This is a genomic window from Novosphingobium ovatum, from assembly GCF_009909235.1.
Classification (GTDB): domain Bacteria; phylum Pseudomonadota; class Alphaproteobacteria; order Sphingomonadales; family Sphingomonadaceae; genus Novosphingobium; species Novosphingobium ovatum.
The window spans coordinates 220,035-244,937 of record NZ_JAAAPO010000002.1; the positions used below are offsets into that span (position 1 = coordinate 220,035).

At 65.2% G+C, this 24,903-nt stretch carries 19 protein-coding genes; 14 read left to right on the top strand and 5 right to left on the bottom strand.

Features of this window, described 5'->3' with window-relative positions:
* Nucleotides 1–33: 33 nt before the first annotated feature.
* On the bottom strand, nt 34–891 hold the full coding sequence (locus tag GTZ99_RS05245; RefSeq protein ID WP_161717237.1) for a cupin domain-containing protein: 858 nt from the start codon (nt 889–891) through the stop codon (nt 34–36).
* A 361-nt stretch (nt 892–1,252) separates the two neighbouring features.
* Here GTZ99_RS05245 and GTZ99_RS05250 point away from each other — a divergent pair, with 361 nt between their 5' ends.
* The 7 genes from GTZ99_RS05250 (at nt 1,253) to GTZ99_RS05280 (ending at nt 10,431) form a co-directional block, all read left to right on the top strand.
* Nucleotides 1,253–2,341: an HlyD family secretion protein gene (locus GTZ99_RS05250; protein WP_161717238.1), complete on the top strand. Its 1,089-nt coding sequence runs from the start codon at nt 1,253–1,255 to the stop codon at nt 2,339–2,341.
* On the top strand, nt 2,338–3,900 hold the full coding sequence (locus GTZ99_RS05255; protein ID WP_320076638.1) for a DHA2 family efflux MFS transporter permease subunit: 1,563 nt from the start codon (nt 2,338–2,340) through the stop codon (nt 3,898–3,900). Before GTZ99_RS05250 ends, GTZ99_RS05255 begins: the two co-directional genes overlap by 4 nt.
* Nucleotides 3,900–5,309 (top strand): efflux transporter outer membrane subunit, encoded by a 1,410-nt coding sequence (locus tag GTZ99_RS05260; RefSeq protein ID WP_161717239.1) that lies wholly within the window; start codon nt 3,900–3,902, stop codon nt 5,307–5,309. Before GTZ99_RS05255 ends, GTZ99_RS05260 begins: the two co-directional genes overlap by 1 nt.
* Nucleotides 5,310–5,815: 506 nt before the next feature.
* On the top strand, nt 5,816–7,300 hold the full coding sequence (locus tag GTZ99_RS05265; protein ID WP_161717240.1) for a flavin monoamine oxidase family protein: 1,485 nt from the start codon (nt 5,816–5,818) through the stop codon (nt 7,298–7,300).
* Nucleotides 7,300–8,166 (top strand): DUF1838 family protein, encoded by an 867-nt coding sequence (locus GTZ99_RS05270; RefSeq protein WP_161717241.1) that lies wholly within the window; start codon nt 7,300–7,302, stop codon nt 8,164–8,166. Before GTZ99_RS05265 ends, GTZ99_RS05270 begins: the two co-directional genes overlap by 1 nt.
* Before the next feature lie 118 nt (nt 8,167–8,284).
* Nucleotides 8,285–9,442, top strand: a complete 1,158-nt coding sequence (locus GTZ99_RS05275; RefSeq protein ID WP_161717242.1) for a DUF3089 domain-containing protein — start codon at nt 8,285–8,287, stop codon at nt 9,440–9,442.
* Nucleotides 9,442–10,431 carry an alpha/beta fold hydrolase gene (locus GTZ99_RS05280; RefSeq protein ID WP_161717243.1) on the top strand — a complete coding sequence of 330 codons (990 nt, stop codon included), beginning with the start codon at nt 9,442–9,444 and terminating at the stop codon, nt 10,429–10,431. Before GTZ99_RS05275 ends, GTZ99_RS05280 begins: the two co-directional genes overlap by 1 nt.
* A 29-nt stretch (nt 10,432–10,460) precedes the next feature.
* Here GTZ99_RS05280 and GTZ99_RS05285 read toward each other — a convergent pair whose 3' ends face one another.
* A complete protein-coding gene (locus GTZ99_RS05285) occupies nt 10,461–10,898 on the bottom strand; it encodes a cupin domain-containing protein (protein WP_161717244.1) in 438 nt (145 codons plus the stop codon).
* Between the two features lie 287 nt (nt 10,899–11,185).
* On the opposite strand from GTZ99_RS05285, the gene GTZ99_RS05290 reads away from it, so the two are divergent.
* The 7 genes from GTZ99_RS05290 to GTZ99_RS05320 all read left to right on the top strand — a co-directional run bounded on the left by GTZ99_RS05290 (nt 11,186) and on the right by GTZ99_RS05320 (nt 21,462).
* Entirely contained in the window at nt 11,186–11,575 is a 390-nt protein-coding gene (locus GTZ99_RS05290) for a c-type cytochrome (RefSeq protein WP_227711114.1), read from the top strand.
* Between the two features lie 409 nt (nt 11,576–11,984).
* Nucleotides 11,985–14,393: a TonB-dependent receptor gene (locus tag GTZ99_RS05295; RefSeq protein WP_161717246.1), complete on the top strand. Its 2,409-nt coding sequence runs from the start codon at nt 11,985–11,987 to the stop codon at nt 14,391–14,393.
* Between the two features lie 470 nt (nt 14,394–14,863).
* Complete coding sequence (locus GTZ99_RS05300; protein WP_161717247.1) at nt 14,864–17,386, top strand: TonB-dependent receptor; 2,523 nt, start codon at nt 14,864–14,866, stop codon at nt 17,384–17,386.
* 192 nt (nt 17,387–17,578) lie between these two features.
* Nucleotides 17,579–17,869, top strand: a complete 291-nt coding sequence (locus tag GTZ99_RS05305) for a DUF1330 domain-containing protein (protein ID WP_161717248.1) — start codon at nt 17,579–17,581, stop codon at nt 17,867–17,869.
* Nucleotides 17,870–18,026: 157 nt separating this feature from the next.
* On the top strand, nt 18,027–19,457 hold the full coding sequence (locus GTZ99_RS05310) for an MFS transporter (protein ID WP_161717249.1): 1,431 nt from the start codon (nt 18,027–18,029) through the stop codon (nt 19,455–19,457).
* A gap of 26 nt (nt 19,458–19,483) precedes the next feature.
* A complete protein-coding gene (locus GTZ99_RS05315; protein WP_161717250.1) occupies nt 19,484–20,578 on the top strand; it encodes an LLM class flavin-dependent oxidoreductase in 1,095 nt (364 codons plus the stop codon).
* A 23-nt stretch (nt 20,579–20,601) separates the two neighbouring features.
* Entirely contained in the window at nt 20,602–21,462 is an 861-nt protein-coding gene (locus GTZ99_RS05320) for a DUF1838 family protein (RefSeq protein WP_161717251.1), read from the top strand.
* 19 nt (nt 21,463–21,481) lie between these two features.
* Here GTZ99_RS05320 and GTZ99_RS05325 read toward each other — a convergent pair whose 3' ends face one another.
* From GTZ99_RS05325 to GTZ99_RS05335, 3 genes are read right to left on the bottom strand one after another with little or no spacing between them, the layout of a single operon-like run.
* Entirely contained in the window at nt 21,482–22,864 is a 1,383-nt protein-coding gene (locus GTZ99_RS05325; protein WP_161717252.1) for an MFS transporter, read from the bottom strand.
* Nucleotides 22,865–22,874: 10 nt separating this feature from the next.
* Entirely contained in the window at nt 22,875–23,879 is a 1,005-nt protein-coding gene (locus tag GTZ99_RS05330) for a phosphotransferase enzyme family protein (protein WP_320076639.1), read from the bottom strand.
* The gene (locus tag GTZ99_RS05335) at nt 23,863–24,726 is read right to left on the bottom strand and encodes an alpha/beta fold hydrolase (protein WP_161717254.1); all 864 of its coding nucleotides are present in this window, start codon (nt 24,724–24,726) and stop codon (nt 23,863–23,865) included. The genes GTZ99_RS05330 and GTZ99_RS05335 overlap by 17 nt, the downstream gene beginning before the upstream one ends.
* Nucleotides 24,727–24,903: the final 177 nt, after the last annotated feature.

Consider the following 24,903-nt stretch of genomic DNA (forward strand, 5'->3'; position numbering starts at 1 on the left):
CGACCCTGTCCCGCCTCCGGGTCCCAACGCGCCTTAATAGGCCGGGGGCGGGGTGTAGGGCCAATTCGTCAAATGCGCCAAACGCGGCGGCAGATCGGGCGCATAGGGCGCGGCCAGATCAAAGGGCGCCTCTTCGGGCGTCCAGACGTTCACATGCTTGCCCCCGACAAAGCGGATCAGCGAGACCGAGCCCCAGCGCGCGCCATAGGGGCCATGCTTGATATGCGGGGGGCGCCAGAAATAGGCGCCGGGGTGCATTGTCCCCTGCGGTCCGGTCAGTGATCCGGCGATCAAATAGGCTTCCTCGACGATCGGGTGGGTTTCCTGCGGGCCCTTGTTGCCCTGCGGGATGGCCTGCGGCAGCACCAGCGACAGGAAAGTGCGCTCTTGCGTTACCGGATCGGTGCGCAGGTTCTTGCGGCTGATACCCAGATGTTTGAGGTTGGGGTCGTTCAGCGTCATGTCCCACGGCATCGCTGCCGCATCCAGAAACGGAATGGCGCGCTCGGACGTTTCGGCGGTGCCGTCTCCGGCGGTGGCGATCAGTTTGGGATCGCGGTCGTAAAAAGCCAGCAACACGCAGCCTTTGGTCGAGCGCGTCGTGTGCCGCGTCCAGCCTGCGGGCAAAAAGGCATAGCAGTCCGGGCCATAGACCGCGCCGTTCAGTTCAATGTCGCCTTCCAGCACGTAGAATTCTTCGTCAGCCAGCAGGTGTTCGGGCCCCTCGCGGCTCCAACCTGGCGGGAAGCGCAGCAGCACCGAGCAGGCGCCATCGGCCTCATCGCGTGAGAGCAGCTTGATCTCGGCATCGGGGCGGGCCAGCCCCGCGCCAATGCGCAGCCACGGCAGCATCTGTGACTGCACGAATTCAATATGTTCACGTTCCAGCACGGCGGGGGTCCTGCATCTTGGGGCGGGCCGTTTGGCTTTGTACCAATTGGCTTAATTCTATGCCATATTGCAGGTTCTGACGGGGGCATCTTTGCGCCAGCGCAAATTTGCGGGGCCATGCCGGTCATTCGTCTTGTGCCTGTTGTCGCACCTGCCGGCAAGCCAGTGGTGCATTTTCGGCACGGTCATGTAAAAACGCTGTGCATTGGGCAAATGCGTTACGGATAGCATTAATAATTCATTGAAATCTGAAAGATTAACGCCTCTTGCGGGGGGCAGAGGAAATCCTTAGTACACCGATCCGATAACAGGGTGAGCGACAGAACTCGCGTGGGTAATACGCGGGCGGGGAAGGGCATCGATGGCTGTTGGGGTAAAGCAGATCGGCGCGGGCGTGGCGGCGTTGGCCCTCGTGGGGGCCGGGGCGGGCTATTATCGCTATGCCACGCATGGGCGCTATTTTGAATCGACCAATGACGCCACGATCCAGGCGGATTCCGTTGCCATCGCGGCCAAACTGGCCGGCTATGTCAAAGCGGTGCGGGTGGCTGACAATCAGGACGTGCATGCGGGCGCGGCGCTGGTGGATATTGATCCGGTGGATTACGCGACGCGGCTGTCGTCGGCGCAGGCCGATGTGGTGAACGCGCGCGCAGCAATCGGCGCCAGTGATGCCGCCGTTGCCGAGGCGCAAGCCGCCGTGGGGGTCGCTACCGCCGCGCTGACGGCCGCGCAAGCCGATCTGGACCATGCCAGCGCCGAGGTGAGGCGTTATCGCCCATTGGTGGCCGCAGGCGCGGAACCGGCGGAAAAGCTGTCGGGCCTGACCACGGCCGAGCAAAAGGCCCGCGCCGATGTCGCCGCCAAGGGCGCCGCGCTGGATCAGGCGCGGCTGCGCGTCGCCGCCTTGGGGGCGCAAACGCGTCAGGCCAGCGCGCGTGAACAGGCCGCCCAAGTGGCCGAGCGCGCCGCCACCAACGACCTTAACGCCACCCATCTGACCGCGCCTATGGCGGGCCGTGTCGCCAGCAGGGCGGTGCGGGTGGGTCAGTTTGTTCAGCCCGGCATGCGGCTGTTGACCCTTGTTCCGGCGGGCGATGTCTATGTCGTGGCCAATTTCAAGGAAACGCAGGTCGGGCTGATGCGCCCCGGTCAGCCGGTGGAGATCACCGCCGACGCGCTGCCGGGGATTACCTTTCATGGGGCGATCGAGAGTGTGACGCCGGGGACGGGGGCCAATTTCAGCCTTATCCCGCCGCAGAACGCCACGGGTAATTTTACCAAGATCGTTCAGCGCGTGCCGGTGCGCATCCGCATTCAGGCCGGGCCGCAGGCGCGCCGGGTGCTGGTGCCGGGGTTGTCGCTGAACGTGACGGTCGACACCCGCGCGGCCAAGGGCGAGTTGGACGCCATCGCGCGTGAGACCGAACGGCAGGCCGGCGCGCGGTGAGCGCGGTGAACGCCGAGGCCCCGCCCGAGCGCGCCGATCTGTCGGCTTGGCTGGCGGTGGCAGCGGGGACGCTCGGCGCGTTCATGGCGATGCTGGACATTTCGGTGGTCAATTCCGCGCTGCCGGTGATTCAGGGCGAAATCGGCGCCACCCAATCCGAAGGCACGTGGATCGGCACCGCCTATCTGACGGCAGAGATTGTGGTGATCCCGCTGACCGGCTGGTTTGACCGGATGCTGGGGTTGCGGCGGTTTTTGCTGATCGCCTCGATCTGGTTTGTCGGTTTTTCGATGCTGTGCGGGATTGCGCCTGATCTGAACACGATGATCCTGGGGCGCGTTGGACAGGGGCTGGCGGGCGGGGCCATGATCCCCACCGCGATGACGATCATGGCCACCCGCCTGCCACCCGCGCAACAGGCGATCGGCATGGCATGCTTTGCCGCGGCCGCGTTGCTGGGGCCGATTGTTGGCCCGTTGCTGGGCGGCTGGATGACGGAACATTACAGTTGGCGCTATGCGTTCTTCATGAACCTGCCGATTTGCGCCGGACTGGTGGTGCTGTTGCTGATGGGGCTGAAACATCGCGATGGCGATTGGCAGGAATTGCGCCGCGCCGACTGGGCCGGGATTGCCGGGATGGTGCTGGGACTGGGCGGCTTGACCGTGCTGCTGGAGGAAGGCCACCGCGAGCAGTGGTTCGACAGCGGCCTGATCCGGGCGCTGGCGCTGGTGTCGGTGACCGGCTTTGCGCTGGTGGCAGCGGGGCAGCGTCTGGCCTTGCGTCCGGTGATCCGGCTAAGCCTGTTGCGCAACCGGTCGCTGGCGGCGGTGGTGTGCCTGATGCTGGTGGCGGGCGGGTTGATGTTCTCGACCATGTTTGCCGTGCCACAGTTTCTGGCGACAATCGCGGGCAATAACGCCCTGCAATCGGGGCAAGTGATCGCGATGGCCGGGGGCACAGCGATTTTCGCGTCTGCGCTGTTTCCGGTGCTGGTGTCGCGGGTGGATGTCCGCTTGTTGGTGGGAGGCGCGTTTCTGGTGCAGGCCGGGGCTTCGTTGATGGCGACGCATTTGTCGCCGATGTCGGACGGGGCGACGTTTTCGATCACCATGGTGCTGCTGGGGCTGGGCTTGACGCTGGCGGCGCTGCCGTTGCAGCAGGTGGCGATCAGTTCCGTCCCGGCAGAGGACGCTGGTGAAGCCTCCAGCCTGTATGTCGTGGCGCGCAACATGGGGGCCTCGGTCGGGCTGGCGGCGGTGGCCAGTTTTCAGGACCAGCGGCTGGAACTGCACCACTGGCAGTTGCACGCCGGGCTGGCGGCAAATGATGGCGCTGTGCAGGGGCAATTGGCGCAATATGCCGGGCAATGGGGCGGCGGGCCCGAAGGTTTGGTTGCGGCCTATCGTCTGATCGACAACCAGGTGCTGCGCGAGGCGCTGGTGATGTCGTTCAATGATGTGTTCATGGCGCTGGCCACGGCAACGCTGCTGGTGATGCCGATGGTGCTGTTGTTGCGGCCGATATCCTCGGCGCGCGCTGGTGGGATGGGGCATTGATGCGGGGACGGATCGCCTGTTGGCTGGTGCTGGGCGCCGGGGTGCTGTTATCGGGATGCGCAGGCCGGCGCGATTATGCGCCACCGGCCGCGCTGGTGCCCCCTGTGCGCGCGCTGGTCCGGGCAGAGCCTGCGGGCGAGGGCGCGCTGGTGCCTTCGGCGCAATGGTGGGAAGCGTTGAACGACCCGCAACTGAACGGACTGATCGCACAGGGGTTGTTGAACGCGCCGCAGGTGGCGGTCGCGCAGGCGCGCTTGCAACAGGCGCGCGCGGGCGTGCTGGCGGCGCGCGCTGATGGGATGCCGGGCTTGCGCCCGGCGGCCGGGATGCTTCATGCCCAGTTGCCAGAGGGGCTGGGCAGCGCGACATTCTATAATCTGGGCTTTGACGCGCAGTGGGAGGCCGACATCTGGGGCGGCAAGCGCCAGCAGACCAGGCAGCGCCGCGCCGAGGCGCAGGTGGCGCAGGCGCGCGTGGCCGATGTGCAGGTGATGCTGGCCGCCGAGATCGCGCGCAGTTATGTCCTGATGCGCGGGCGGGAAACGGTGCTGGACCTGTTGCAAAAACGGGCCGAGGCCGAGCAGCGGATGCTGACATTGGCGCAGGCGCGGTTGGCGGGGGGCACCGGCACGGCGCAGGGTGTGCAGGCGGTACAGGCGCAGATCGCCGCGACGCAGGGCGCGCAGGCCGCCGCCATGGCTGACATCGTGACCTTGCGCGATGGGCTGGCGGTGCTGACCGGGCAGGCGCCCGGCGCGCTTGACGGTTTGAAGCCCGCGGTCATTCCACAGGCCCCGCCACAGGTGGTGACAGGCGCGGTGGGCGATATTCTGGCCCGCCGACCCGATATCCGCGCGGCCGAGCGCGCCTATGCCGCGGCCAGCGCGGGGGTGGGCGTGGCGTTGGCGCGGCGTTACCCTTCGGTTTCGGTGCTGGGTCTGGTGGGGCTGGGCGGGAGCAGTCCGGAAGCGATGTTTGACACCTCGGCTGGCGCGGCGGCTGTGTTGCCGCGACTGACATGGGATTTCCCCAATTTCGGTCGGGTAGAGGCAGGCGTGCGCGCCGCGCGTGGCGGGCAGGAAGCGGCGTTGGCGCAATATCGGCAGGCGGTGCTGGCCGCGTTACAGGACGCCGAAGGGGCCGTGACCCGGTTTGGCGCGGCGCGCGCTGTGGCCAGCCAATCGGCTGATCAGGTAAGCATGGCGGGCAAGACGATGGATCTGGAACTGATCCGCGCCGAGGCCGGCAGCACATCGCAATTGGCCGCCTATGAGGCGGTGGTACGGTTTTTGAACGCGCGTATCACGGCGGCGGGGGACCGGGCGCAGGTTAGCCTTGCCTATGTCGCGCTGGCCAAGGCGATGGGCCTGGGCTGGCAGGCTCCGCTGGATCAGGGCGCGGTGCGCTGATCGCCCTGCACAGGTGTGCAAAGGCATTGGTGCTTTTTGTGCACTAAGATTGATTCGCTTTTGCACGCCCTGGGCGTTCTTCGTGGACGCGTGGAAGGTGGCTTTGGTCCGGGTGGCCGTCATGTCGCGCGGATGCGTTGCCACCTGTTTTCAACCGCTGGTTGGCTGGCATAGGACCAGCGTTCTCCCTGTGCGTGGTGGCGCTTTAAACGGCGCGACAGGTGGTGGTTTGTCCCCCAACGGTTCATGCCTCGTGCCTGTGCGGGGCGCGGAAACATGCCACCGTTGTCACTGGCCTTGTGTGGTTGGGCGCTCTATCCGCCCTGCGGGGAATGCGCGGGCATCCCTCGTCAGCGGGGGGTGTGCACTCTCACCTTGGCTCGTGTGAAATGGATCAAGGTTCCGCGCGCCAACCGGCCTATGCTGGGGCGGCGCTGGCACGGCGGGGCCGTCGTGGCGCAGGACCGCGCCGGCTGCACGGCTGTGCAAATAGGGGATGATGTGAGATGTTGAATCGTCGCAATTTTCTGGGCACTGGTGCACTGGGCGCCGCCTCGCTGATGGCCAGCCCGTCACTGGCGGGCGTGACCAAGGCCGAAAAGGCCGATGTGGTGATCGTAGGCGCGGGCCTGTCGGGCATGAATGCGGCGATGCTGTTGCAGGATCTGGGCATGAAGGTGATCGTGCTGGACGCCAACGACAAGGTCGGCGGCCGCGTGCGCACGGTCGACACGCCCGATGGTCCGCTGGACGTGGGGGCCAGTCAGGTCGGGCGCGGCTATGCCCGCGTGATCGACGCCTGCCAGAAACTGGGCCTGAAGCTGATCCCCGAGGACCGCGACCTGCTGACTTTTGGCGTCCACATGTATGACCAGTGGATCGATCCCAAGACATGGGCGGCCAACCCGCTGAATCTGACCGTGGGCGAGGAGCGCAACATTCCTCCGCACCTGATGGGCTCGTCGATTGTCCATAAATACAATCCGCTCAAGGAACTGGACGAATGGCTGGACCCCAAATACGCCAGCATGGACATTTCGCTGCGCCAGTTGATGCAGCAAAAGGGCCATTCCGAGGCGGCGATCAAGCTGGCCGAATATTCCTCGCCGGGGATTGGTGTTGACCAGACCTCGATGCTGCGCATGTGGCAGGAAGAGACGCGCGGCGCGCTGGACCGCCGTCTGGGCACCGAGCCTTCGCGCCGCGACCACCCCTTTGGCGAGGCAAACGACCACAAGCTGATCAACGGTCTGGCCTCAATCTCGAACATCGAGGGCGGCACGTTCCAGTTGCCCAAGGCGATGGCCGCCCGCCTGGGCGATGCGGTGCGCCTGAAAAAGATGGTCAAGCAGATCGACCTGACCGACAAGTCGGGCACTGTCACCTGCGCGGATGGTTCGGTCTATGTCGGGCGCTTTGTGATTTCGGCGCTGCCTTTCACCATGCTGCGTGACGTGACGATCAACGGGCGTCCCAATCCCATCGCCCGCAAGGCGATTACCACCATGCCCTATGCCAACACGGCGCGTCTGTACCTGCATGTCGAACGGCCGTTCTGGAAGGACGACGGCATGGCGCCCAGCTTTTCCACCGACGGGCCGATCGGCATGTTCTGGGCAATCGACAACCACACCGGTGAAGGCCAGCACCGCGCGATGGTGGTGATGGTGGGCACCGTGGGGGCGGCGATTGCCCGCTATGGTCATGAAGAAGCGATCCAGTTCATTCTGGACGAGCTGGCCCGCCTGCGCCCCGCTTCCAAGGGGCTGGTCAAGGTGCGGACCTACAAGGATTGGGCGCGCGATCCGCTGCAGCGCGGCTGTGGCTTCAGCTTGGCGCCGGGGCATGTCAACGCCTATGCGCGCAAGATGAACACGCCGTGGCAGGTAATGCACTTTGCCGGCGAACACACCCGCCGCATCGATTATGGCATGGAAGCCGCGATGGAAAGCGGCGAGCGCGTGGCGATCGAAATCGCCGGCCGGGCCTGATGACGGGGGCGATCAACCGGCGCGGGGCGATCCGCGCCGGGCTGGGCGCGGGGGTGGGTGTGGCGGCGCTGGGGATGGCCCCGCGCGCGCTGGCCGCCACGCCCGATCTGACCGATCCGGCGGTGCGCCATCAGGTGATCCGCCGTATCCGCTATCGCACCGATGACGGCTTGGTGTTCTGGTGGATCAGGGGCGAATATTTCGCTGCCGTCAACAGCGTGCTGACGCCGCTTTACGGCATGTGCTTTGGCTCCATCCAGCAGGTGACGGGGCGGCCCGATGGCGGGTTTGACATCCGCCAGATCGAGATGGGCTTTCGCATGATGCCCGGCGGGCGCGAGCGGATGACCCAGTTCACCAACCCCTTTACCGGGGCACAGGTGCCGGTGCCCTTTGCGCCGGTGGGGCCGCAGGTGATCCATTATTCGGCCGATGGCGTGCCAACGGTGGCCAGCGAATTTGCCGGGTCGCGGCTGGAGTTTTCGCCCTATCCCGATCCGCCCTATGTCTCGGGGGACAAGGTGATGTTGCCCTATCGCGCGCAATCGCGGGTGGTGACGCCCAACGCCGCCGACCGGGTGGTGAATGACGTGGCGCTGTTTTACGCGCAGGCTGATGTGGCACTGGACCCGCGCGTGACCAGCGCGCCCGCGATGCTGCACCTGTCGGACGTGTCCAGCTGGTCGCGCTGGATGCAGATGGGCGAGCGCCCCGGCATGGTGGTGATGCGCGGCATCGGTGGCAAGGCGACCAGTCTGGCCGACATGCCGCAGGATTGGCGGGCGATGGTTGATGCCTATGATCCGGCGTTGCTGCGTGATCCGGTGGCGACCTTGGCGCGCGCGCCGTACCGTTACGGCGGATAGGCGCAACACCGCCTGTCGGACAGGCCCGCCACCGCGTTTGAGGTGGCGGCCCGGCCCGGCAGGATGCAGCATGGAAACAAGGCCGCGTGCGATAATGCGGCGCAGCGATTGGGGACAAATGATGAAGCTTTCGCGTCTGGCGATAGGACTGGCGATGTCTGCCTGTGCGGGGCAAGCGATCGCCCAGACGGCGCCGGTGGCCGCGCCCGCAGCCCCCGTGGTGGCCCCTGCCGTACCGCCAAAGCCCACCGTTGCCGATGTCGCCCGCAACGCGCCGCCCGCGCCTGATTATGCCGACCCGGCGATGTGGGCGGCAGGCTTTGGCGGGCTGAAGGCAGCGGCGACTTTGCCCGCAGGTGCCTCGCCCATCGCGCGCCATGCCAAGGTGGACGTGTTCTATATCCACCCCACCACTTTTCGCGGCGGGCCGCTGGACCTGAATCAGGATCCCCGCAACCCACAGGCGAACAAGTGGGCGGATGAAAGCGTTGTGGCGCGTCAGGGCGGCGTGTTCAGCGGTTGCTGCAACGTGTTCTCGCCGCGCTATCGGGCGGCGTCTTTTGCGGTGTTTGCCGATCCGGCGGTGCAGGCGGCGGCGTTTGAACTGGCCTATTCCGATATCGAGCGCGCCTTTGACGTATTCCTTAAACAGCTGAACGGGCGTCCCTTTATCATCGCGGGTCATTCGCAGGGGGCGTTCCACACCGCCACCCTGCTGGAACGGCGCGTCGATGGCACGCCGCTGCAAAAGCGGATGGTGGCGGCCTATATCATCGGTATCAACATCGGTGAGGGCGAGTTTGGCCGCCGGTTCAAGCATGTGCCGATCTGCGACAGGCCTGCCCAGACCGGCTGTGGCCTGCAATGGAACGCGATGATGGCAGGCACCGACCTGACCAAGGCGCGCGAGCGGGCGCAATCGACCTATGTCGCGAAATATGGCGACAATCCGGGCAAGCGGACCTTGTGCGTCAATCCGATCACCTTTGACCGCAAGCGTCCGGCGTCCACCATGGCACAGGCGCGTGGCGCGGTGCCAGGATCGCCCGGTTTCGGCGCGATGCAGCCGTTGAAGGCCAAGGCCGTTGCGGCGACCTGTGACGATGGCTATCTGGTGGTGACACTGGCGCCGGGGCTGGGGCTGGACCCGCTGCCCGGTGGCGTCATGCATTTCCATGATGTCGGGCTGTTCTATGCCGATATCCGCGCCAATGCGGCGGTGCGTGTGGCGGCCTATTTGCGCGCCCATCCTGCCGCGCGCCGGAGCGCCCGCTGATGGGCTGGGGACGCAAGCTGACGCTGGGCGTGGCCGCCTTGGCGCTGGGCGCGGGCGGCTTTGTGCTGGCGGCGCGCAGCGGGATGCTGAAACCCGACGAGGCGCAGATGCGCGCCCGCTATGGCTATCCCCAGTCGCAATATATCACGGTGGGCGATCAGGCGCTGCATCTGGTGGACGAAGGGCAGGGGCCGGTGGTGGTGCTGGTCCATGGCTCGTTTGCCTCGGTGCATATGTGGGATGGCTGGGCCGAGGCGCTGAAAGGCCATTACCGCGTCATCCGTTTTGACCGGCCCGGCATGGGGCTGTCGGGGCCAAACCCGCAGGGGCTGTACACGGGCGCGGCTGAGGCCGACTTGATCGCGCGGCTGGCCGATCAGCTCAAGCTGGACAGGTTCACCATCGTTGGCACCAGCAGCGGCGGCGAGGGTGTGGCACATTATGCCGCCACCCATCCCGAACGCCTGACGGGCGTGATCCTGTCGAACATCGCGGCCGGGCCGATCGTCATGCGCCCGCCCCATTACGGCCCGTGGTTCCGCGCGGTGCTGGCCACCGATCCGTGGTTCAAGGGCTGGCACACGCAGGCGTTGTGGCGCGGCGTGTTGACCAGCAATTTTGCCGACCCGGCCAAGGTATCTGACGATCTGGTGCGTGAATGGACCGAGTTGAACAACCGCGCCCAAGGCTGGCCGCGTCAGTTCAAGGTGGGGGGGGCGCCGCCCTTTGCCGGCACGCCCGCTGATCTGGCGGCGATCCGCGCGCCCGCACTGGTGCTGTGGTCGGACAAGGACCCGGAGGTCCCGCTGGAAAAGGACGGTCAGGCTACGCTCAGGACATTGGGCAGCGCGGACAAGGCGTTGGTGGTGATGGCCAATTGCGGCCACATGATGCCCGAGGAATGCAGCGCTCCCAGCGCCACGGCGGCCAAGGCGTTTCTGGACCGCATCACGGCGGCTGCGCCGGGCACGGCCGGGGGCGGACGCTGAGCCACGCCCCGGCCTGGATCACGCGGCGGTCACAACCCGCCCGCCGCGTTGCGCAGGCTTGCGGCGACCTCCTCGGTCAGCCAGACGCCCAGACTGGTACAGGGACCATCCAGCGTGCGCGAGCGGTGGCCGCGCCCGGTGTTGTCCAGCGTCACCAGCACTTCGCCGGGGGTGAATTGGCGCGTCATGCCGTCGGTTGTCTCGATCTCCCAGCCGCCCGCCAGCACGATCGACAGCGCGGGCAGGGTGGAGACATGCCAATCGCCAAATGCGGTGGCGGCGCCATGGGCGATGCCCCACATGCTGGCGGGGTGGACGCCGTGCCATTGCGCCTTGCCATCGGCATCGGTGTCTTTGCGCGCCAGCGGCAGGGCCACCGGTACCAAGGTCGATCCGCCATCCGCTGTGGTGATCACCGCCGTGGCGGGCGCGCCGTCCAGATCGATGGGCAGGGGGGCTATGGTCATGGTGTGGCTCCGTGGATGGGATGTGTCGGGGCGCAGGCTGGCAGCATGGGGCCGCACGGCAACGCGATGCGCCGCGCGCCTCCGACAGGTGGACAGGACGCGATTTCGCTCTGTGCAATTGGCCGGGCAAGCTGTGGTTCATCCGGCAGAATGCAGGATGCATGCGACAGGCAGAGCGATCGGCTGTTTGGAATCGCATTCGCTTTGGGCTATGCGCCCGGGCACAGGTTTTTATGACGCGCGCGCCAGTCAAATGGCGCCGCGCAGGTACGGGGATGAAAGCTGACATGCGTATTGCTGCGATGATTGTGATGGGTGCCGCCGGTTTGCTGGCCGCTTCGCCCGCCATGGCTCAGGGTAAGGCTTCGCCGGCCGATGTGGCCGCCGGCAAGAAGGCGTTCATGAAGTGCATGGCCTGCCATGCGACCACCGCTGGCGCGCCGGCCAAGGTTGGCCCGACGCTGTTTGGCGTGGTGGGCAAGGCTGCGGCCAGCCAGCCGGGTTATCGTTATTCGGCCGCGCTGGCCGGGGCCAAGCTGACTTGGAACAACGCCAATCTGGACAAGTGGCTGGCACGTCCGATGACCATGGTGCCGGGCACGGCGATGGCCTTTGCCGGCGTGTCGGACGCGGCCGAGCGCAAGGCGATCATCGCCTATCTCTCGACGCTGAAGTAAGGCGCGGGCCGCCGCCTCACGGTTGGCGGACGATGACAAAAAGGGCGGTCCCGCGCGGGGCCGCCCTTTTTCGTGCGCCCGGAGCCGTGGTTGCCCGGCACACGTGTTCATGCGCGACATAGGTATTGTTGTCCGACAGTCGATGAGAATGTTGATGTTACAATTTTCCCGCCGGGCGTCTGGCATTTGTCTCACGCTGTCAAATGTGGATGCATGCGTGGCCCGATCATAGTGCAGACGGTCCGCGCATTACGCCTAACCGCGTATGGTGTTTACTGAATTGGCAGCGCCATAGATGGGTCAGCGGCACAATAAATATAAAAAACAATATGTTAAGTAACGCAGGAGGCGCTGGCGCGTCTTTTGGGGTTGCTTTGTCATGTCAACTTTTCACGTGAGGGATACTAACATGGAGCTTCGTTCGTCTTTGACGGCGCTGACCGCGCTGAGCCTTGCCACGGCTTTGGCCTCTGGCACGATTACCCCGGCAGCGGCGCAGACCGCCCCTGCGCCTTCCCCCGCCGCCGATGCGCCCGAACCGGGCACCATCACCGTCACCGCCCGCAAGCGCGGCGAGGACATCCTGAAAGTCCCCGTCACCGTCACGGCCATCACCAGCGAGGCGATCGAGCAGCGCGGTATCGTCTCGATGAACGACATGGCCAACGCGACGCCGGGCATCAACATCAACAACAACTCGTCCGGCCATGCCGACCGCTCGTTCCAGGAAGTGTCGCTGCGCGGCTTTACCCCCTATGGCGTGTTGGGTACCACCACCTCGATGTTCATCGACGGCGTGCCGGTGGGCTCGCCCTCGGCGCTGACCTCGATTTCCGACCCTGAACGGATCGAGGTACTCAAAGGTCCGCAAAGCGCCTATTTCGGCCGCAACACCTTTGCCGGGGCGATCAATCTGGTCAACAAGGAGCCGCGGTCGGGCTGGCACGGCAGCCTGAGTGTGATGGGCGGTACCCATGCCAACTGGCGCGTACAGGGCAGCCTCGAAGGCACGCTGATCGAGGACGTGCTCAGCTTCCGCGCCACCGGCGACCGCTTTTCCAAATCGGGCAGCTGGGTCAATGCCGCCAATCCCTCGCAGACGCTGGGCGATCAGTCGAGCAGCAACTTCTCCTTGTTGGTGGTGGCCAAGCCCGTCAGTGGCCTGACGATCAAGCTGTTTGGCATGCATGTCACCGACCGTGATGGTCCGGCCGCGCAAACCCGTCTGGTGACGCGCAATGTGTACAACAGCAATGGCTCGCTGGCGCTGGCCGGCCAGTCGAACTGCACCACGGCGGCGGGCTATTCGTGGATTTGCGGCACCGCGCCCAATCTGGTCAATGCGGTCAGCGCCAACACCACCGTCAATGCCAATATGCGCAGCTGGATGTCGGGCCTGACCCGCAACCTGTCGGGCAGTGATGCGATCACCGACTACGGCCTGTTGCGCCACACCAAGCACGCCCACGCCAACATCGAATACAAGCTGAGCCCCGAAGTGAGCGCCACGCTTCTGGCGGGCTTCAACGAAGAAAGCTGGTCGACGATGATCGACCTCGACGGCTTTGACACCAGCGGCATCGCCGATCCGGGCATGGCCTCGTTGCAGCCCTATTATGACTGGGCCTATCTGGTTGACCAAAAGAACCGCGATGCCTCGGTTGAGGGGCGGGTTAACCTTACCCATGGCCCGCTGCGCGGCGTGGTGGGTGCCAGCTACATCTTCCAAAAGGCCAATCAGGGGCTGGGTGGCTCGCTGTTTGGGGGTTCCTATTCGATCTATGGTCCCAGCACGTCCAAGACGCTGGGCGCCTATTTCGGCCTGACTTATGACATCACCGATCAGCTCTCGGCCAGCTTTGAAGGGCGGTATCAGGTCGATACCATGGCGACCTATACCTATGGCGTGGCAACCCCCAGCGCGGAAAAGAGCTTCCGCAAGTTCCTGCCGCGCGCCATCGTCAACTATCAGATCGACCCCGACACGATGGTCTATGCCTCGTTCGCGCAGGGCGTGAACCCGTCGACCTTCAACAACATCAGCAGCTGGGACGCGGCCACGCAGACCAAGGCCGCCACGCTGGGGCTGAAGGCCGCCGTCGATCCCGAACGTGTCACCAACTACGAACTGGGTCTCAAGGGCAAGCTGTTGAACGGGGCGATCCGCTATACCGCGGCGGCCTATTATGCCCAGTGGCGCAACCAGGTCGCCTCGATCTCGTTCGTCAGCAATGGCGGGCTTTACAGCGGTAACGCCAATTCCGGCTCGGTCGATCTGTATGGCATCGAGGGGCAGGTGTTCTGGAAGGTCAACGACCTGATCACCATCGATGCGGCCGGTGCGGTCAACGCCTCGCGCTATAATTATTACGCGGTGAACGGCGCGATCACGGCGGCGGGTGTCTATTCGGGCATCACCGATTTCCGTGGCAAGGAAATGCCCAATACCTCGAAGTATTCGTCGAACATCGGCATCACGCTGGGCGGCGATGTCAAGCAGCTGGGCGATGCGAAGTGGTTCTGGCGCACGGACTGGACGTACAAGTCGGGGATGTGGTCGGATCAGGCCAATACCGTCCAGACCCGCGACCTGCACCTGTTCAACACCCGCGTTGGGGTGGATCGTGGTCCGGTCTCGGTCAACGTGTTCGTGAACAACATCTTCAACAACCACACCTATACCAGCATCAGCGGTAACTGGATTCTGGACCCGGCCGGGGTGTTCGGCCTGTTCGCCGGGGCCAATCAGTACTCCTCCACCTTTGTCGGCCTGCCCGATCTGCGGACAATCGGTGTGCAGGTGAAGCTGAAGATCTGATCGGCTTTTTCACCGGATCGAGGGGCTGGCGGCGGCCGGCCCCTCGATTTCCGCCATTTGGCCGATGTTTATGACATAATATGGGGCGGAACCCGGAATTTAGCCGATTACGGGCAGCCGGGACAGGAATCCGACAGGCGAATACGCCGTATTTCCTACGCCAACATGACAAATGAAAGCGCACTTTCTCATGGCCGGTTCACAAAGCGGAATCGTTCGAGGCAACAGGGGAGTACATCATCATCGATCACACGCCGGGGATGGCTGCGGATCAGATGGATCGCACATGTGGCTGTAACGGTCATGGTGGGGCACAGCGGTCGTGGTTGGACGTTCAAGGCGTTGGGATTTTGCACTGCCACTGAAGCCAAAAGATAAAAATCAAAACAAAATCAAACCCAAATCCAGCAGCAGGGACAAATCAGGCGCGGTGAATCCACCCGTCTGGATTCTACACAGTGAGGGATCGTATGAAAATTCGCGAAACCAAGGCTTTCGTTACGGCATCGGCTTCGGCCATCGCCGTTGTTGCCGCCATGACTCTGGCAACGCCCGCCTTTGCCGCCGAACCGGCTGCTCCGGCTGCCGACGATGCCCAGGGTGGCATCGTCGTGACCGCCCGTAAGCGTGGCGAAGACATTCTGAAGGTGCCGGTCACCGTCACCGCCATGACCAGCGAAGCGCTGGAGCAGCGCGGCATCGTTTCGATGCAGGACGTGGCCTCGGCAACGCCGGGCGTCAACATCAACAACAGCTCGTCCGGTCACGCCGACCGCTCGTTCCAGCAGGTCGTGCTGCGCGGCTTCACGCCTTCGACGACGCTGGCGACCACCACCTCGCTGTTCATCGACGGCACGCCGGTTGCCTCGCCCTCGGCCTTCACCGCGATTTCGAACCCGGAGCGCGTCGAAGTTCTGAAGGGCCCGCAGAGCGCCTATTTCGGCCGTAACACCTTTGCTGGCGCCATCAACGTCGTCAACAAGAACCCCAGCAGCACCTGGACGGGCACGCTGACCGGCATGGTCGGCACGCACGACAACTGGCGCCTGTCGGGTTCGGTCGAAGGCCCGATCATCGGCGACGTGCTGACCTTCCGCATCACCGGCGACAAGTTCTCGAAGTCGGGTTCGTGGATCAACGCCAATGGCGGCCAGACGCTGGGCGATCAGGCCTCGGTCACCGCCACCGCGCTGATCGTGTACAAGCCCAGCCCGGCCTTCACCCTGAAGGTGTTCGGCATGCGCGGCGAGGACAATGACGGTCCTGCGGCGCAGGCTCGCCTGTACGCCACCAGCGTGTACAGCAACGGCGGTGTGCCCTCGACCACGACTGGCACGCAGATCGTTCAGGGTCAGTCGAACTGCTCGTTCACCGGCTACAGCAATGGTTCGGGCACCAACGGTACCTCGGTCACCAATCCGTATATCTGCGGCATCACGCCTTCGCTGATCAACCCGGTCTCGATGAACGTGACGACCACCGATGCTGTGCGTTCTTTCCTGAACCAGTCGGCCAACCGCATCGTTTCGCCCAACGAGAGCGTGCAGGGTTATGGCCTGCGCCGTATCACGCACCACGCCCACGCCACGGCCGATTACAAGATCACCAGCGATCTGACGGCTTCGGTGCTGGCGGGTTACAACCGCGAAGTGTGGTCGACCTTCATCGATCTGGACTCGACCAATCTGAACTCGATCACCCAGTCGGCGACCGGTACGGTTTATACGGGCGGCTATGACTTCCCCTACCTGATCGAGCGCAAGACGCTGGACTGGTCGGTCGAAGGCCGTCTGAGCTATGCCCATGGTCCGATCCACGCGATGGCTGGCGTCAGCTTCCTTGACGCGCGCCAGTATTCCGGCGGTGGCGGCAACGTGGCCACGCTCAGCTCGGCGACGCTGATTGCCGGTGGCAAGAGCGAGAACAAGACGACCGGTATCTTCTTCGGTCTGACCTATGACATCACGTCGCAGTTCTCGGCCAGCTTCGAAGGGCGTTACCAGATCGACGCGCTGGGTGCCTATGCCCGCGCTTCGGGTCAGACGATCGCAGCCAGCACGTTCATTCCGGCCGGCACCTATGCCCCCGGTGCGCTGCTGACCTCGGCGACCTATCGCAACTTCACGCCGCGCGCGATCCTGAACTATCAGATCACGCCGCGCCTGATGGTCTATGCTTCGTGGGCCAAGGGTGTGAACCCGGCGCAGTTCAACACCTCGATCCTGTCGCAGAGCGCCACGGTTCAGGCGGCTGCCGCTGCGGCAGGTGGTGTGCTGGCGGTGCAGCCCGAAAAGCTGACCAACTGGGAACTCGGCATCAAGGGTAAGGCGCTGGACGGCCGTCTGCGTTACACGGCTGCGGCCTATTACTCGCAATGGCGCAACGAAATCAACGCGGTGACCATCATCGCAGCGGTTCCGGTCACGCCCACCACGCCCACCGGCTACAGCTTTGTGACCGCTTCGGCCAACGCCGGTTCGGTGGACCTGTATGGTGTTGAAGGCGAGTTCGCCCTGAAGGTGAACGACCTGATCACCATCGACGGCGCCGCCGCGATCAACGCCAGCCGCATTCTGGACTACCGCGCGCCGACCATCAGCCAGCTGACGGGTGTCTTTAATTTCCGTGGCAAGGAAATGAAGAACACCTCGAAGTATTCGGCCACCATGGGCATCACCTTTGGCGGTGAAGTCGCTGGTCTGACCGACAGCAAGTGGTTCTGGCGCACCGACTGGATCTACAAGTCGGGCGTGTGGTCGAACGAGGCGAACGTGGTTCGCACCCCCGACCTGCACCTGTTCAACATGCGTGCTGGCATCACCAAGGGCAACGTGAGCCTGGAAGTGTTCGCCAACAACCTGTTCAACAACCACACCTACAACAGCATTTCGGACAACTACACCTTCCCGACCGGCCTGGCCTATTACTCGGCCGTTCTGGTGGGTCTGCCCGAACTGCGCACGCTGGGCATCCAGGCCAAGGTCAAGTTCTGATCTGACGCCTGTATCCACAGGGTACAAGGGAAAGGCCGGGGGGAAACCTCCGGCCTTTTTCGTGTGTCCGTGGGTGCCGCCATGACCGCAGAGCGAACAATGCCGCCGCGCCCCATGCCGCGCCCGCCCGCGCTGCGGCACCCAAGGCGGGCTATTCCATCGGGCGCACCGCCGCCCCAACCGGAGAGAGACATGGCCGCCTATATCATCGCCACCGTGCGCATCGACGATCCCGCCAAATTCGGCCCCTATGCCAAGGCCGCCGCCGAGGTGGCCGCCAGCATGGGCGGCGAATATATCATTCGTGGCAAGGTGCTGGAGGTGTTCGAGGGCGAGGCGCTGGAGAACGAGGTAATCGTCGTGATCCGTTTCTCCGATGCCGACACGGCGCGCGCCTATATCGCATCGGACGGCTATCAAAACGCCAAGGCGATGCGCATCGGCGCGGGCGTGGTGAACTCGCGCTTGGTCGACATCCCCTGATCCTGATCCGCGCGGGCAGGGGGTGTCCTTCTGCCCGCGCGCGGCAAAAGTGCCACCGCTATCCGCTGTGCGGTGAGAGCCAAAGCGCCATCCCGGACCGGCCCATCTCGCGACATTCTTGATCCATATCAAGAATCCCGGAGGGCAAGGATCGGCCATGGCCAGTACGCATACCGCAACCGGCGCAGACGCGTCCTCGCCCGCTCTCCCGCCCTCCAGCAGCCTGTGGCGCATCCGCTGTGGCTCGCTGTTGATCCCGCTGGGCCATGCGGCGGCACAGAACATCGTCACCGTGCTGGGCCTGCGTTTCCTGACCGACAATATGGGTCTGGCCGCGGGGATTGCCGGCATCATCTTTGCCGTGGTCAAGATCTATGACGGCCTGCTGGACCCGGCGGTCGGCGCGTGGAGCGACAATCTGCGCGATGGGCCGGTGCGGCGGACCTGGGGGCGGCGGCTGCCGTTCCTGTTCGCGGGCGGGTTGGCGATGCCTTTAGGCGTGGCGATGGTGTTTGGCGCGCCCGATTTCGGCAGTGTGTTGATGGCGCAGGCCTTTGTCACGCTGGCGCTGGTCATTCATGCCACCGGTTACACATTGCTGACCATCCCGGGCTTTGCCATGGTGGTCGAGGCCTCCAGCGACCATCATGAACGCACCCGGCTGATGGCGTGGCGCGTACTGGGTAATTCGCTGGGCATGTTGGTGGGGTCTGTCCTGCCGACCAAGCTGTTGGCGGTGTGGGGCACCAGCCGCGCGGCGCATCTGCATATGGCGTTGGTGATTGCCGGGATCGTGCTGGTGGTGTGCCTGTTGGCGGTGTGGCTGTTGCGCGATGCGCCGCGCACGCTGCCAGACCCTGCCGCCGCCCGCCAACGCTATTCGCTGGGCCGACAGGCGGTTCTGGCATGGGCCAACCGGCCGTTCCGCACACTGGCGATGGCGCATGTGCTGTTGCTGCTGGGGACGGCGATCGGGTCGTCCGCCATGGCCTATTTCAGCCGCTATGTGCTGTTCCCCGGCAATGGGCGGGCGGCCGATGGCTGGCTTGCGGGCTATTTCTTCATTGCCACCATCGCCACGGTTGGATCGATGCCATTGTGGGTGCGCGCCACCGCGATCATCGGCAAAAAGGCGGGCTATATGGGGGCGATGAGCGTCTATGCCCTGATGCAACTGGCCTGGCTGACCGCCTCCCCGACCGAGGGCTATGCCGTGCTGGTGGCGCGCGGGGTGATTGTCGGGCTGGCCTCGGGGGGGATGATCCTGTGCGCCTATGCCATGCTGTCGGATGCGGTGCGGTATGATTATATCCAAAGCGGCGAGCGCCGAGAAGGCGCCTTTGCCGGGTTCACCACGCTGTTTGACAAGCTGTCCTCGGCGTTGGCGCTGGCGCTGATGGGGTGGATACTGGCCGCCATGGGCTATGCTCCCAGCGTGGCGGGGGGCGGCGTCGCCCAATCGGCCAGCGCGATCTGGGGGATCAAGCTCTGCCTGGCGGTCATTCCGGCGGGTGCACTGCTGGGGGCGGTGCTGATCGTGGCAGGCTATGATCTGGACCCGGCCCAATTGCACGAAGACGCGGCCTGAGCCGCCGTTAGAGGGGATCACATGCGATGAATACCATCGGCCCGATCGAGATCGTCGGCCTGATCGCCACCACCCGTGGCAGCGAGGCCAGCGTGGGCAATGAACCGCGCTATGACCCCGGCTTTGTCGCGGAACTGGCCCGCGCCTATGAGGCGGCAGGCTATGACCGGGTGCTGGTGGGACAGAACGCGCGCTCGTCCGACAGTCTGGTCAACGCCACATGGGTGGCCGCCGCGACGCAGCGGTTGAAACTGATGGTGGCGCACCGCCCCGGCTTCATCGCGCCGACGATGGCGGGCCGCGCGCTGGCCACGCTGGACCAATTGTCCGGCGGGCGGGCGGGGGTGCATATCATTACCGCCTTTTCCGATCTGGAAACGCGCAACGATGGCGACTGGCTGACCAAGGATCAGCGCTATGAGCGCAGCCAGGAATATATCCGCATCCTGCGCCGGATGTGGGCGGCCGATGCGCCATTTGACCACACCGGTCCCTATTACCGCATCGAACAGGCCTTTACCGAGGTGCAGCCCGTCCGGCGCGATATCCCGGTGTTCTGGGCGGGCACGTCACCACTGGCGCTGAAATATGGCGCGGAACTGGCCGATGTCTATGCGCTGGGGCCGGGCAGCGTGGCGCAGACCGCCGCGCAGGTCGCAACGATCGAGGCCGAGGCGCGCAGGCATGACCGCCGCCCGCGTTTCTCGATGTCGATGCGTCTGGTGGTGGGCGATACCGATGCCGCCGCATGGGACCGCGCCACCGACCTGTTGCGCGGCGTCGAGGCGCGGCAGGCCGCGCAAGGCCTGCTGGGCCGCGAGCTTGGCGCGGCCGCGCTGGACGTGGCGCAAAAGGCCGCGCAGGCCGATGCGGCGGGCGATGATCCCTGCCTGTGGACGGGCCTGACTGCGGCGACACAGGGCCGCATTCAGGTGATGTGTCTGGTCGGCAGCCCCGACACGCTGGCCGCCGCGCTGTTGCGTTACTATCACGCGGGGATCGACAATTTCCTGATCACCGGATTTGACTGGTTGCCCGACACCGCGCGCATCGGCACCGAGGTGGGGGCTCGCCTGCGCGCGCTGACCGCCGCCGCGCCGCGCCCTGGCACCATCGCCTGACCGCCAACCAAAGGATGATCGTGATGCAATTACCCCGTCGTTCGCTGATGGGCCTGATGGCAGCGGCCGGGGCAGGGGCGGCCTTGCCCCGCGCCCTGTCGGCCGCGCCCGCGCCGCTGGATCTGACCAGCCCTGCTGGCCGCTTGCGCCATTTCCAGATGGTACGTGGATCACTGGATGACCGGCTGATCTCCAGCTGGTGCGCGGCGCGCTATTACGCTGTGATCGAGGGCGCGCTGACGCCAATCTTCAACGTCCATTCGGCCGTTTTTGCCCGCCACCGCCCAATTACCAGCGGGGCTTATGCGGGCGGGTTTGAAATGGTCAGCGGCGAGATCGCCTGGTTCACCGATATCGAAACCGGTAAGGCGCTGGAAACATGGGCCAACCCCTTCAACGGCAAGGTGATCAAGGTGCCAATGGGTGGCCTGCCGCCCAGCCGCGCCTTCTTTGGCCCGGATCTGGAATTGCATATCGCCCGCGCCATCCCCGGCATGACCCTGAACCACGAGATCATGCCCTTTGTCGTGCGCGGCAATGACGTCTGGATTACCGAGCGCAGCCGCACCGCGATGCAGGCCCCCGGCGCGCCCAAGCCGTTCCGCTATTCGGAAAGCAACACCTTCCGCACCAGCCTGTCGGCACTGGGGGCCAAGGGGGCGCGGCATGTGACATCGGACGTCAATTTCACCAATGTGTGCAGTTGGCGCCCTTGGCTGGAGATGGGCGACCATCCCGGCCACATGATGGCCATCGGCTATGGCCAGCAGGGTGCCAGCTTTGCCAGCATTCCAGAGCCTTGGCATGCCGCAACCAAGCAATACCGTCCCGAAGTCCACCGCGATCCGGCCGCCCTGTTGGCGCCGGTGTGGAACGCGGCCTGATGCGCGTGCGCCAGCGGGGTTATGCCCCGCTGGCCGCCTTGAGCAACAGGGCCGGTTCGCTTTCGCGCGTCAGGGCGCGGGCCATCGCCACCGCCCCCATCGCATAGCTGATCGCGCCCAGCACCAGCGCGGGCACCGCCACCAGCGCGATCGACAGCCCCACCCGCGCCGGATCACCCAGCACATTGTCGGTAATCGCGCCGACCATCAGCGGGCCCAGCGACGCCCCGATCAGCGTGTTGAACACCAGCGTCAGCGCCACCGCCGTACCGCGCATCCGGGGCGGGACGATGGCCTGCAATGTGGCCAGCATCACCGTGCCCAGCACCGCGTAAATGGCATTGCCAGAGGCCACCAGCACCGCCGCCACGCGCGGATCGCCCACCGCCACGGCCAGCGCCGAGGGCAGCGCCAACAGCGGCACCACCCGCAGGATGGCATGGCGCGAGAGCACCCGGCCGCTGCGCGCGGCGCGATCCACCAGCCATCCGCCGATCAGCGGGCCAGCGGCGGAAAACGCCATGGAGGTGGGCGCCAGCCACGCGGCGACAAAGCCGGGCGTTTGATGGAATCCGCGCATCAGCATCGCCGGTTGCCAACTGGCCGCGCCATAGGCCGCGACAAACACCAGCGCAAAGCCCAGATAGAGCGGCAGCATCACGCTCCGGTTTTGCCAGAACCACGCGCCGCATTCGGCCAATGTGGGTTGAGCCACGGTGACGCCCGATTGCCGCCGCGCCGGTTCGCGCGCCATGGCAAATCCGGCGACCACCACCAGCCCCAGCACACCCGCCAGCACAAAGGCCGTGCGCCACGGGGCCAGTCCCGCCAGCACCGGCCATCCGGCAAAATCGCCCGCCGCCGACATCGCCAGCACGCGCCCGGTGAACCAGATGGCAATGCCCGCCGCCAGTGACTGGCCCATCATGAACAGGCTGATCGGGCGGCCTCGGCGGTCGGGGGCGAACAGGTCGGCGATCAGCGAGATCGCGCATGGCCCCAGCGCCGCCTCGCCCAGCCCGACCAGCAGCCTTGCGGCAAAGATCTGGCCGAAGCTGTGGGCAAGGCCGCTGGCGATGGTGGCGATGCTCCATAGGCCGATGCCCGCCATCAACAGGCGGCGGCGTTGTACCCGGTCGGCCAACAGGCCCATCGGAACACCCATGCAGGCATAGAACAGCCCAAAGGCCAGCCCCTGCAACAGGCCTATGCGGGCATCGGATATGCCCAGATCGGCCCGCACCGGATCGACCACCATGTTCAGGATGGCGCGGTCCACCACCGAGAACACGCCTGCCAGGAACAGCAGGCCCACCATGCCCCAGGCCGCCGCAGGGGCAGGCCAGGGCGTGGTGTCAGTAGCGGCGGTGGGCGCGTCAGGCGCGGATGCGGGGGCGTGCATGGAACTGACCTTACAGCAAGCCGCAGCCGCGCGCGCGGGTTTTCACATAATCGCCCAGCCAGTCCAGATTGCGGAAGCGCAGCGTGCCACGCCCCACCGCCTTGCTGGATTCGGCCATGCCGGCGACCAGCCGCAGCGCCTTGGCCATCAGGAACAGCTCCTTGTTGGCGATTTCCTCGGGCGTGAAGGGGCGGACGGTCTGATAGCCTTCCTCGAACGCCACGCCATAGGCATCCGAGAAGCCATAGAACAGGTTGCCCCAGACGTAGTTCTGCACGTCCTGCATCAGGAAATCCTCACCCGCCGCGTCAAAGTCCAGCAGGGTGATCGTGCCAGCATCGTCCACATGGACATTGCTGGGGTGGAAATCGCGGTGGCACACGCCCAGCGGCACGCCAGCAGCGGCCAGCTCGTCCAGACGCTTGTCCAGATTGGCGGCGATGATCGGATAGTCGCGCAGATCATCGGGGCGGTCATAGACGAAATCGACCAGCGCGGGCATGCAGATGTTGTAATCCTTGGCCGTCTTGGTGGTGAACTGGTGACCTTCACCCGCCCATTCATTGCCCAGCAGGTGCATGCGGGCCAGCGCCGCGCCGATCTTGTGGGCGCTGTCCTCGCTCAGGCATTCGCCAAACTTCTTGCCCGGCGCCCAGTCATACATGGCGATGGCGCGGGGGCCTTCGGGGGTGGCGGCCTTCCAATAGAGTGATCCGTCATGCTGGGGCACGGCAACGCTGGCGGGGAACTGGCGGCTCTTCATGAACGCCAGAAAGTTCAACTCATAGGCCACGTCATCGACATCGCGATACGTCTTGCGCCAGACGCGCAGGGCAAAGCGCGTGGTCGCGTCCTTGACCAGATATACGTCATTCATGCCGCGATAGAGCAGCCACGCCTCGACCGTGCCGGTGACGGGATAGCGCTTGGCCACCTCGGCGGCGATGAAATCGGGGTGCAGCACCGAATGCGAGATCTGCGCCACCGGCAGGTCAGTCTCAAGCAAAGAAGTCACATAGTTCACGGGAAAGCCTTTCGGGAGCGGAATCAAAGATTTCTCGGGTCAGATCGGGCAGATCGCGCCATAGGGTGTCGGCTGGGTCGCGCCCCGGCGCCGCGCGCAGCAGGGCAAAGGCCTCTCGACTGGGGGGCGTCAGCGGTTCGTCGGGTTGCAGCACCAGCACCGGCTGGGTCAGGGCAGACAGGCGGGCGTAATCATACCCCCACACCCCGCGATAGACCCATGTGTAGCGGTCCAGAATGGCGGATTTGTCGGCAAAATGGGCGATGGCGCGGTCCAGCGGGATGCCGGGGGCGCGCTGCTCCACCACATAGGCCCACAGCTTTTTCAGCAGGCCCAGCAACACCTCGCCCTGCGCATCGGGCGCGGGAAAGGTGAGCGCATCGTGCAACAGCGCGGCGCGCTTGTCCTGCGGATACATGGGGATGCCGGTCAGCGCGATGCGGCGCACCTGCGCAGGGCGCGCCAGTGCCAGTTCCACCGCCAGCAAAGTGCCCGAGTGAAAGCCATAGAGATCCACCGGGCCGTTAATTTCCAGCGCGTCCAGCGCATCGGCAAAGGCCGCGGCATAGCCCGCGATCCCCGGTGGCGCTGGCGGCGGATCGGACATGCCATGGCCCGGCGTGTCCAGCGCGATCACCCGGCGCGAGAGGCCCAATTGCGCGATCAGCGGTTCAAATTCAAACCCCGACGAGGGGTTCTGGTGCAGCATCACCACCGGGGGATGGGTGGCGTCATGGTCCCACCCGGCCTCACGGTAATGCATGTGGCCATAGCGGCATTGCGTATAGGCTCGCCGGATCGGCGCGCCGTCATGGGCAAGGGGCGGAGATGGCGGCATCGGCGGGGCGTTTCCGTTGCGAGAGGGGCGGGGGCAGGAAAATGTGCCACCGGTTGCACTCCTTTCACCGCAAGGCGTGGCCGCGCAACAGGCAAAGCCGTCAGACTGTTCGCAGGTCGGTCAAAAATGCGCGGGGGTGGGGCGGTGGGACGATGGGTGGCATTCTGCCCGTCAACG